Raw genomic sequence first — 8885 nt, 5'->3', positions numbered from 1 at the left:
TCTTGTGTATTATGTTACAGTTTTATATTATTAAATTACGAATGTAACATATTTTTTTTCGACTGACCAAAAATAAAATATGTTGTATACAATATTCCTGATAATTGTTTTCAGTGAAAATTATTTTCGGGGAAACGGGGGTGATACATGGCGTGCTATGATGCGATGCAGGACTTTTACACGCTGAGAAAAGCCGGTTCGGGCTGAGATGGATGATACAAAATGCAGAATATCAGATAAAAATATTTCGAAAAAAAGTTCAATTTAAAATCGTTATAAATTAATGTTATTATTATAACGCTGTTATAATTATAACAAAATGTATTATCTTTGCATAAAAATTTTATATGCTTCAGGATAAAACCAAAGCAATACATCCTGGACCGGTGGCTCCGGAAAGCAATTCTCCGGTGCTGACCATCCGTGATGTGCTGGAAATGACCGGCGCCAAACTGGTTTACGGAGAAGAGTACCTGGATAAACCCGTGCGGAAGGCTTTTGCGTCAGACCTTATGAGCGACGTACTGCAGGTGGAGGCAAATGATTTTGTCCTTATTACAGGCCTGGCTCATCCCCAGGTTATCCGTACGGCTGAGATGGCCGACATAGGATTTGTATTGCTGGTACGGAACAAGAAAGCAACTCCTGAAATGATCAGTCTGGCAAAACAGGCCGGAATTGCTTTGGCCGAGAGCAAAAATTCCATGTACCACACATCAGGGCTTTTGTTCAAAGCCGGTGTAAGGCCGGTTTCGTAGAATATGGCTGTACAGCTCAAGTTCACGGTTCAGGGAGGCGATTTTACCAACGCAGGTTTCGCTTCCAGTCAGGTGAAAAAGATCCTGAAGCAGTTGAATATTGACAACAGGATAATAAAGCGGGTAGCCATATCCTTATACGAAGCCGAAGTGAATATTGTGGCACATGCCTGGAACGGGACGGTGACGGTGGATATTGACGAGGAAAAGATACGGCTGTTTTTGTCTGACCGCGGCCCGGGCATACCCGATATTGAGCTGGCCATGCAGGAGGGGTATTCCACTGCTTCGCCCGTGGTGCGGGAGATGGGGTTCGGCGCTGGTATGGGCCTTTCCAATATTAAGAAGAATTCAGATAAACTCACCATAACCAGTGAAGTAAATCAGGGAACGGAGGTTGAAATTATTCATTATCTCCATGCACAGTGAAGCGCAGTCATATTTCCACCATGCTCTCCGCATCGACGAAGAGGTTTGCACGGGTTGTACCCACTGCATGCAGGCCTGTCCTACCCAGGCCATAAGGGTACATGCCGGCAAGGCGCGCATTGACGGAAACCGGTGCATTGACTGTGGCGAATGCTACCGGGTTTGTCCTGTCTCGGCTGTTAAGGTGGAGCAGGATAATCTTGGCCAGCTCGACAGGTACCGGTACAGAATTGCCCTGGTGCCCTCGGTTTTCTTTGGATTGTTTCCTGAAAATATTCCTTACGGAAAGATCATAAGCAGTATATTGGAGTTAGGTTTTACTGAGGTTTTCGAAGTTGAACGCACAGTACCTTTTTTAGCAGAGGCACAGCAGGACTATGTGCGGAATCCGGAAAATGAACACAGGCCGGTCTCTGCCTTTTGTCCTGCTGTGGTGCGTCTCATTCAGGTCAAATTTCCTTCCCTTACGGGTATGATTATGCCCCTGAAACCTCCGGTAGATCTGGCGGCTCAGTGGTGCCTGCACAACCTTGACAAAGCCGGCATTGCGCGGGAGCAGGCAGGGTTGTTTTACATTACACCGTGCGCTGCCAAAATTGCCGCCATTAAAAGTCCGGTCGGTGAACCCGGTTCGGTTATTGACGGGGTGATTAATATGAATTCCCTGTATGACAGGGTAAGCGCACTTCTAAGCCGGAAAGGAGGGGATGGCCTTTCTTCCGTTGCCGTTACGCCGCTCTCGCCCGACGAAATGTTATTTGCCCTGCCGCATGGTGAAACAAGGCATATTCCGGGCCGGTCGCTGTCAATTGACGGAATCCGTCAGGTTTCGGAATTCCTTGAAGCAATGGATGAAGAAGAACTTGCTGCCTATCAGTTTCTGGAACTCAGGGCCTGTCAGAACGGTTGTGCCGGAGGCATTCTTCTGAGCCGAAACCGCTGGCTGGTAGCCGAGGAACTGCTGCGAAAATCCACCTGCTTTGGCGTCAAACCATCCGGAATGAGTTCTTCTCTGCAAAAGCACCTTGCTTCAACTTGCCGGCTGGGGCCCATTGAACCCAGGCCGGGGCTTATCCTCGACCAGGATCCTGCCAGGGCTATGCAGAAACTCTCCCGCATCAGAAGGCTTATGTGTTACCTGCCGGGTATTGACTGCGGTGCCTGCGGCGCCCCTGCCTGCCAGACCCTGGCGGAAGATGTTGTGCAAAAGAAAGCCAGCCTCTCTCATTGTCCTTTTATACAGCGGACTATGGAAAAAAGCCATAAGCTCGATGCAGAACACAGCTATCGGATTACCGGACAGGTGTGGGGAGAACAAAGGCTCGAAAAAGATTGTAAAAAGAAAGGAGCAGAAAATGAAAGTCTCTGATGTTGTAGCTCAACTGGGCCTGACTGTGCTCAATGAGCCCCGCTCACTGGAAGCTGAGGTTACAGGCGGGTATGTTTCCGACCTGCTGAGCGATGTGATGGGCAATGCCCGTGAGGGACAAATATGGATTACCCTGCAGACCCATAAAAATATCCTTGCCGTAGCTTCACTGAAGGAACTATCGGCCATCATTCTGGTGCGGGGCAACAAACCCGATGCCGAAACCCTGCGGAAAAGCAATGAAGAAAATATCCCCCTGCTGGGAACAGAATACGATGCGTTTGAAATTACTGGACAGTTGTACAATTTGCTGAAACGGGCATGAAGGAATACCGGGCTGATCTGCATATCCATACCGTGCTCTCTCCCTGCGGCGACCTGGAGATGAGCCCGGAGAATATTCTTGCGGCTGCCCGGAGCAAAAATATTGATATACTGGGCATTACCGATCATAATCATACCGGGAATGCCTGGCTCATAAGGGAAATGGCCGAAGAATACCAGATGCTGGTGCTTCCCGGTGCTGAAGTGACAACCCGCGAGGAAGTGCATTGCCTTGCCTTCTTCCCTTCCCGGGAATCACTGGCTCAGTTTCAGCACTTTCTTACCGGGCAGATTATCCGCATACCGAATCGCCCCGAGGTGCTGGGCTATCAGGTTCTGGTCGGCCGCGGGGAAAGGGTTATCGATGAAGTAGAGTACTATCTGGGTTCCTCGGTTGATGCTTCGGTTGAGGAAGTAGCCGAAATGGCACATTCGCTGGGGGGCATTTTTGTGCCGGCTCATATCGACAGGCACAAGAACAGCCTGTACAGCCAGCTGGGGTTCATCCCTGCCGGACTGGCCTTTGATGCGCTCGAGGTTTCATGGCGTACGGCCCTGGAAAATTTTCTTGACACCCATCCCGAAGTGAGAGGACAGCGCATTGTCCGTTCTTCCGATGCCCACTTCCTGCCTGACATTGGCCGTATCACCTCGGTTTTTCTTCTTGAGGAGCTCACCTGCGATGAAGTTTGGATGGCTTTCAGGGGTGAAAATGGACGAAAAATTGTTGCCGCATGAAAGACATTTCTCTGCATATTCTTGATATAGCCGAGAATTCGGTAACTGCCGGTGCACAGACTGTCCGTATTGTCATTGAAGAGCTTCCCGGTCAGGATCTGTACCGCCTGGTGATTGAGGATGATGGTAAAGGAATGGAGCCTGATTTTGCAGCAAAAGTTACCGATCCCTGGGTTACTACCCGCACCACCCGCAGGTTTGGATTAGGCCTGCCTTTGTTACGCCAGAACTGTGAGCTGGCCGGAGGGTCACTCGACATTGATTCACAGCAGGGCAAAGGAACCAGGGTGACGGCTGAATTCCGGCTCTCGCACATTGACCGGCCTCCTGCGGGAGACATTCCCGCTACCCTGCGGCTCCTCCTGGCTGCCAATCCCGATCTGCATCTGGTGTACGAACACCGCACCGCAAACGGCACATTTGTTTTCGATACCCGTCAGATTAAGGAATTTATCGGCAACTTACCCCTGAACCACCCCGAAGTACTCAGAATGTGCAGTACCTATATCAATGAAAACCTTCTGCAGATTGGTGCAGAATGTCAAACGAAGAATGATTCTAAATTAGCTGAAAATGATATAAATCATTAATATACAACTGAATCAGAAAAGCAAAACAAGTACTTTTGATCCACCGAATTAAAAATAAAAGAACCATGACAAAGATTACATCACTGGCCGATCTCAGGAGAAAAAGCGAAGAGCTGAAGCGCCGGATCGACCTGAGGGAGAAAAGTGAACATACTGAGAACCTGATCCAGGTTAAAGTGGCTATGGCAACCTGCGGTATTGCATCGGGTGCCAGGGAAACCATGGATTATTTAATTGAGGAGCTTGACAAACGGAAAATCGATGCAGTAGTAACGCAAACGGGCTGTATGGGGTATTGCTATGCCGAGCCGACGATTGAAGTGAAATTGCCGGGACAGGAGCCGGTAGTTTTTGGCTATGTAAATACCAAAAAGGCAAAGGAGATCATTGAGAAGTATATTCTCAACGGCGAGCTCGTTGACGGGATCATTCCCCAGAATTATCAGACCATCAATGAAAAAAAATAAGGAGGGAGGAAAGCAATGACACCGAAATACAAAATGCATGTGCTGGTATGCGGAGGGACGGGCTGCCGTGCCTCGCTCAGTGAACAGATTGCACAGAACCTGCGTCAGGAAATTGAAATCAGGAGCCTGCAGGATGAAATCCAGGTTATCATGACCGGGTGCTTTGGTTTCTGTGAAAAAGGGCCTATCGTTAAGGTGATGCCCGACAATACCTTCTATGTGCAGGTAAAGCCCGAAGATGCCCGTGAAATTGTGGAAGAGCATCTGGTGAAGGGACGTAAGGTAATGCGGCTGTTGTATGTTGATCCGGAGACGAAGGAGAAGGTTAGCGATTCCAAGCACATGGAGTTCTACCAGAAACAAATTCGCATTGCCTTGCGCAACTGCGGGTTCATTAATCCGGAAAACATTGATGAATATATTGCCCGTGAGGGGTATCAGGCCCTGGGTAAAGTGCTGACCGAAATGACGCCCCAGCAGACCATTGAACTGATCAAAAAATCAGGTCTGCGTGGAAGGGGAGGTGCCGGTTTTCCCACAGGCCTGAAATGGGAGATTACCTCCAAAGTGAAAGCCGATGAAAAGTATGTGGTGTGCAATGCCGATGAAGGAGACCCGGGTGCTTTCATGGACCGTTCCGTGCTGGAAGGCGACCCCCATTCGGTGTTGGAAGCTATGGCCATCTGCGGATATTGCACCGGAGCGTCCAAAGGCCTTATCTACATCCGTGCCGAATATCCGCTGGCTATTGAACGGCTGAAGATTGCCATTGCCCAGGCAAGAGAATACGGATTGCTTGGTGAAAATATTCTGGGTACCGGCTTTTCCTTTGACATCAACCTGCGCTACGGAGCCGGAGCTTTTGTTTGCGGTGAGGAAACTGCTCTGATTCACAGTATGGAGGGAAACCGCGGCGAGCCAACCATCAAACCGCCATTTCCTTCGGAACATGGTTACCTGGGCAAGCCTACCACGGTGAACAATGTGGAAACCCTTGCCAATGTGCCGGCAATTATCCTCAAGGGGGCTGACTGGTTTGCTTCCATAGGTACCGAAAAATCAAAGGGGACAAAGGTTTTCGCCCTGGCCGGAAAAATCAACAATGTGGGCCTTATTGAAGTGCCCATGGGTGTTACGCTTCGCGATGTCATTTATGATATTGGCGGGGGAATAAAGAACGGAAAAAAATTCAAGGCTGTCCAGACGGGAGGCCCTTCCGGCGGCTGTCTTACCGAAAAACACCTCGATACTCCCATCGATTATGAAAATCTTGTGGCAAGCGGTTCCATGATGGGGTCGGGGGGTATGATTGTGATGGATGAAGACGATTGCATGGTGAATGTGGCCAAATTCTATCTCGAGTTCACCGTGGATGAGTCGTGCGGAAAATGTGCCCCCTGCCGGATCGGGAATAAACGTCTTCATGAAATCCTTACCCGCATCACCGAAGGGAAGGGAACCATGGAAGACCTCGAACTATTGCGGAATCTCGGACAGGTAATCAAGGATACTTCGTTGTGCGGACTGGGTCAGTCTTCCCCCAATCCTGTCCTTTCAACGCTTGACAATTTCTGGGATGAATATGTGGAACATGTGCGCGACAAAAAGTGCCGTGCCGGTGTGTGCAAATCGCTGATGCGGTATTACATTAATCCCGAAAATTGTGTGGGATGCACAGCCTGTGCACGGGCATGCCCGGTAAACGCCATCAGCGGCGAACGCAAACAGCCCCATACCATCAACCAGGATGTGTGCATCAAATGCGGGGCCTGCATGGAGAAATGCAAGTTTGATGCTGTGTATATCAATTAATGACCGGAAAACTCTGAACGTATGGAAACAATAAAAGTAACGATTGACAATAAACAGATTGAAGTACCGGCGGGCACAACCATTCTGGAAGCAGCCCGCAAGGCAGGTATCAGAATACCTACCCTGTGCCATCTGAAGCTGGACGACATGAACATTGAAAACCGACCGGGAGGATGCCGGATGTGTGTGGTGGAAGTAAAAAACCGCCGCAACCTGGCACCGGCCTGTGCAACCGAGTGTATGCCGGGCATGGAGGTGAATACCCACAATATACGGGTGCTGAATGCACGCAAAACGGTGCTGGAACTTATTCTTTCAGACCATCCGTTCGACTGCCTGGTATGTGCCAAGAGCGGCAAGTGTGATTTGCAGGCACTGGCGCAGGAAATGGGCATCAGAAAACTGCATTATACTGGGGAACAGTCGCACTACCGTGAAGACACTTCCCCGAGCATTATCCGCGACATGGACAAATGCATCATGTGCCGGCGCTGCGAAACCATGTGCAATACGGTACAGACGGTAGGTGCTCTTTCGGCCGTTAACCGCGGATTTATGGCAGTGGTAGCCCCGGCTTTTGAAATGAATCTGGAGCAGTCGCCCTGTACATATTGCGGCCAGTGTGTGGCTGTTTGTCCTACCGGTGCGCTCACCGAAGTGGATCATACCAATGCCGTGATTCGCCTGCTGGCCGACCCGCGCAAAACCGTCATCGTACAAACAGCTCCGGCTGTCCGTGCCGCCCTGGGCGAAGAATTCGGCCTCGAACCCGGCACACTGGTTACGGGCAAAATGGTGGCCGCCCTTCGTCAGCTGGGGTTCAAATATGTGTTCGATACCGACTTCGCGGCCGACCTTACCATCATGGAGGAAGGGACAGAACTGCTCGAGCGCCTGAGCCGCTACCTGAGCGGCGACGCTTCCGTGAAACTGCCCATTCTTACCTCCTGCTGCCCGGCCTGGGTGAATTTCTTCGAGCACCACTTCCCCGACATGAAGGAAATTCCCTCTACAGCCCGCTCGCCCCAGCAGATGTTCGGAGCCATTGCCAAGACCTACTTCGCCGAAAAAATCGGGGTTAAGAGGGAAGACCTGGTGGTGGTATCCATTATGCCCTGCCTGGCAAAGAAATACGAATGCCAGCGCGAAGAGTTCAGTACCGACGGGAATCCCGATGTCGACTATGCACTTTCTACGCGCGAACTGGCCAATCTGATCAGGCAGGCTAATATTGACTTCCTTGCTCTGCCGGATGAAGAATTTGACCTTCCTCTGGGCGAATCAACCGGCGCCGGAGTTATATTCGGCACCACGGGAGGTGTAATTGAAGCCGCTGTGCGTACGGCTTATGAATTGCATACCGGAAAGAAGCTTCCGCGCATAACCTTCAACGAACTGCGCGGTATGGAGAACATCCGTTCAGCTACCATTGATTTCAACGGCACGCCTATCAATATTGGTATTGCCCATGGACTGGGGAATGCCCGCAAACTGCTCGAAGACATTCGGGCCGGAAAATCGCAGTACCATGCCATCGAAATCATGGCCTGCCCGGGCGGATGCATAGGCGGTGGCGGTCAACCCCTCCATCACGGAGACTCTTCCATACTCAAAGCCCGTCAGAAGGCTATTTACGAAGAAGATGCCCGCAAACCCATCCGGAAATCACACGAGAACCCTGCTATCATTGAATTATATAAAGAGTTCCTCGGCAGGCCACTGAGCGAAAAATCGCACCACCTGCTCCATACCCACTATTTTGACAAGAGCCAGCGGTACATAATCAAAACCGAGGAATCAGAGGCCTGATAGTATTGTTTAACAGAAAAGAATTTACCATATGTCACGGGTTAAAATTGAGTTACAGGAAAAAGCAGTGAACCGGATAAAGGAAATCTGCAAGTCGTTTAACAACGATCCCGGGGAACTGATCAATGTGCTGCACCAGACTCAGCATGAGTTTGGATATCTTCCGGCCGAGGTGCAGGAAGTCATTGCCTCCGAGCTGAACATTTCTGTGGCCAAAGTATATGGCGTGGTTACGTTTTACCACTTCTTTACCATGGTTCCCAAAGGCAAGCATCCGGTATCCATCTGTACCGGCACGGCCTGCTATGTAAGGGGTGCAGAGAAGGTGCTCGATGAGTTCCGTAAAAATCTGAAGATTGAAGTGGGGCAGACCACGCCCGACGGGAAGTTCTCCCTGAGTTGTTTGCGGTGTGTGGGGGCCTGCGGACTGGCGCCGGTGGTTATGATAGGAGAGAAGGTTTATGGCCGCGTTGCCCCCGAAGGAGTAAAGGAAATTCTGAAAGAATACGAATAGCCGGAAGCAGGGACTCTTGCTTTTCGCCGTTGGCCATTCGTCATTTGCAATTGTCTTTACGCTCTGCGCTGGAAC

The 8885-nt window shown here is 50.3% G+C and carries 10 protein-coding genes; all 10 read left to right on the top strand.

What is annotated here, in order from left to right:
• The first annotated feature begins 413 nt into the window (after positions 1–413).
• The 10 genes from GX419_02630 (at position 414) to nuoE (ending at position 8810) form a co-directional block, all read left to right on the top strand.
• Entirely contained in the window at positions 414–758 is a 345-nt protein-coding gene (locus GX419_02630; protein ID NLI23590.1) for a hypothetical protein, read from the top strand.
• Between the two features lie 3 nt (positions 759–761).
• The gene (locus tag GX419_02625; GenBank protein ID NLI23589.1) at positions 762–1187 is read left to right on the top strand and encodes an anti-sigma regulatory factor; all 426 of its coding nucleotides are present in this window, start codon (positions 762–764) and stop codon (positions 1185–1187) included.
• A complete protein-coding gene (locus GX419_02620; GenBank protein ID NLI23588.1) occupies positions 1177–2556 on the top strand; it encodes a 4Fe-4S dicluster domain-containing protein in 1380 nt (459 codons plus the stop codon). Before GX419_02625 ends, GX419_02620 begins: the two co-directional genes overlap by 11 nt.
• Entirely contained in the window at positions 2543–2881 is a 339-nt protein-coding gene (locus tag GX419_02615; GenBank protein ID NLI23587.1) for a serine kinase, read from the top strand. Before GX419_02620 ends, GX419_02615 begins: the two co-directional genes overlap by 14 nt.
• Positions 2878–3618 carry a PHP domain-containing protein gene (locus tag GX419_02610; GenBank protein NLI23586.1) on the top strand — a complete coding sequence of 247 codons (741 nt, stop codon included), beginning with the start codon at positions 2878–2880 and terminating at the stop codon, positions 3616–3618. Before GX419_02615 ends, GX419_02610 begins: the two co-directional genes overlap by 4 nt.
• Positions 3615–4208, top strand: a complete 594-nt coding sequence (locus GX419_02605; protein ID NLI23585.1) for an ATP-binding protein — start codon at positions 3615–3617, stop codon at positions 4206–4208. Before GX419_02610 ends, GX419_02605 begins: the two co-directional genes overlap by 4 nt.
• Before the next feature lie 65 nt (positions 4209–4273).
• Positions 4274–4675 carry a (2Fe-2S) ferredoxin domain-containing protein gene (locus GX419_02600; protein ID NLI23584.1) on the top strand — a complete coding sequence of 134 codons (402 nt, stop codon included), beginning with the start codon at positions 4274–4276 and terminating at the stop codon, positions 4673–4675.
• 33 nt (positions 4676–4708) lie between these two features.
• Positions 4709–6487 carry an NADH-quinone oxidoreductase subunit NuoF gene (locus tag GX419_02595; GenBank protein NLI23583.1) on the top strand — a complete coding sequence of 593 codons (1779 nt, stop codon included), beginning with the start codon at positions 4709–4711 and terminating at the stop codon, positions 6485–6487.
• A 21-nt stretch (positions 6488–6508) separates the two neighbouring features.
• On the top strand, positions 6509–8296 hold the full coding sequence (locus GX419_02590) for a 2Fe-2S iron-sulfur cluster binding domain-containing protein (protein NLI23582.1): 1788 nt from the start codon (positions 6509–6511) through the stop codon (positions 8294–8296).
• Between the two features lie 31 nt (positions 8297–8327).
• On the top strand, positions 8328–8810 hold the full coding sequence (nuoE, locus tag GX419_02585) for an NADH-quinone oxidoreductase subunit NuoE (protein ID NLI23581.1): 483 nt from the start codon (positions 8328–8330) through the stop codon (positions 8808–8810).
• The last annotated feature ends 75 nt before the right edge of the window (positions 8811–8885 follow it).

The organism is Bacteroidales bacterium (assembly GCA_012517825.1).
Taxonomy (GTDB): domain Bacteria; phylum Bacteroidota; class Bacteroidia; order Bacteroidales; family JAAYUG01; genus JAAYUG01.
Note: the sequence above shows the minus strand (reverse complement) of the source record. Positions and strands in the feature narration are given on the sequence as shown.

Coding starts and splice junctions, on each gene's coding strand:
- GX419_02625 (NLI23589.1), top strand. CDS start 762: ATGGCTGTACAGCTCAAGTTCACGGTTCAGGGAGGCGATTTTACCAAC.
- GX419_02620 (NLI23588.1), top strand. CDS start 1,177: ATGCACAGTGAAGCGCAGTCATATTTCCACCATGCTCTCCGCATCGAC.
- GX419_02615 (NLI23587.1), top strand. CDS start 2,543: ATGAAAGTCTCTGATGTTGTAGCTCAACTGGGCCTGACTGTGCTCAAT.
- GX419_02610 (NLI23586.1), top strand. CDS start 2,878: ATGAAGGAATACCGGGCTGATCTGCATATCCATACCGTGCTCTCTCCC.
- GX419_02605 (NLI23585.1), top strand. CDS start 3,615: ATGAAAGACATTTCTCTGCATATTCTTGATATAGCCGAGAATTCGGTA.
- GX419_02600 (NLI23584.1), top strand. CDS start 4,274: ATGACAAAGATTACATCACTGGCCGATCTCAGGAGAAAAAGCGAAGAG.
- GX419_02595 (NLI23583.1), top strand. CDS start 4,709: ATGCATGTGCTGGTATGCGGAGGGACGGGCTGCCGTGCCTCGCTCAGT.
- GX419_02590 (NLI23582.1), top strand. CDS start 6,509: ATGGAAACAATAAAAGTAACGATTGACAATAAACAGATTGAAGTACCG.
- nuoE (NLI23581.1), top strand. CDS start 8,328: ATGTCACGGGTTAAAATTGAGTTACAGGAAAAAGCAGTGAACCGGATA.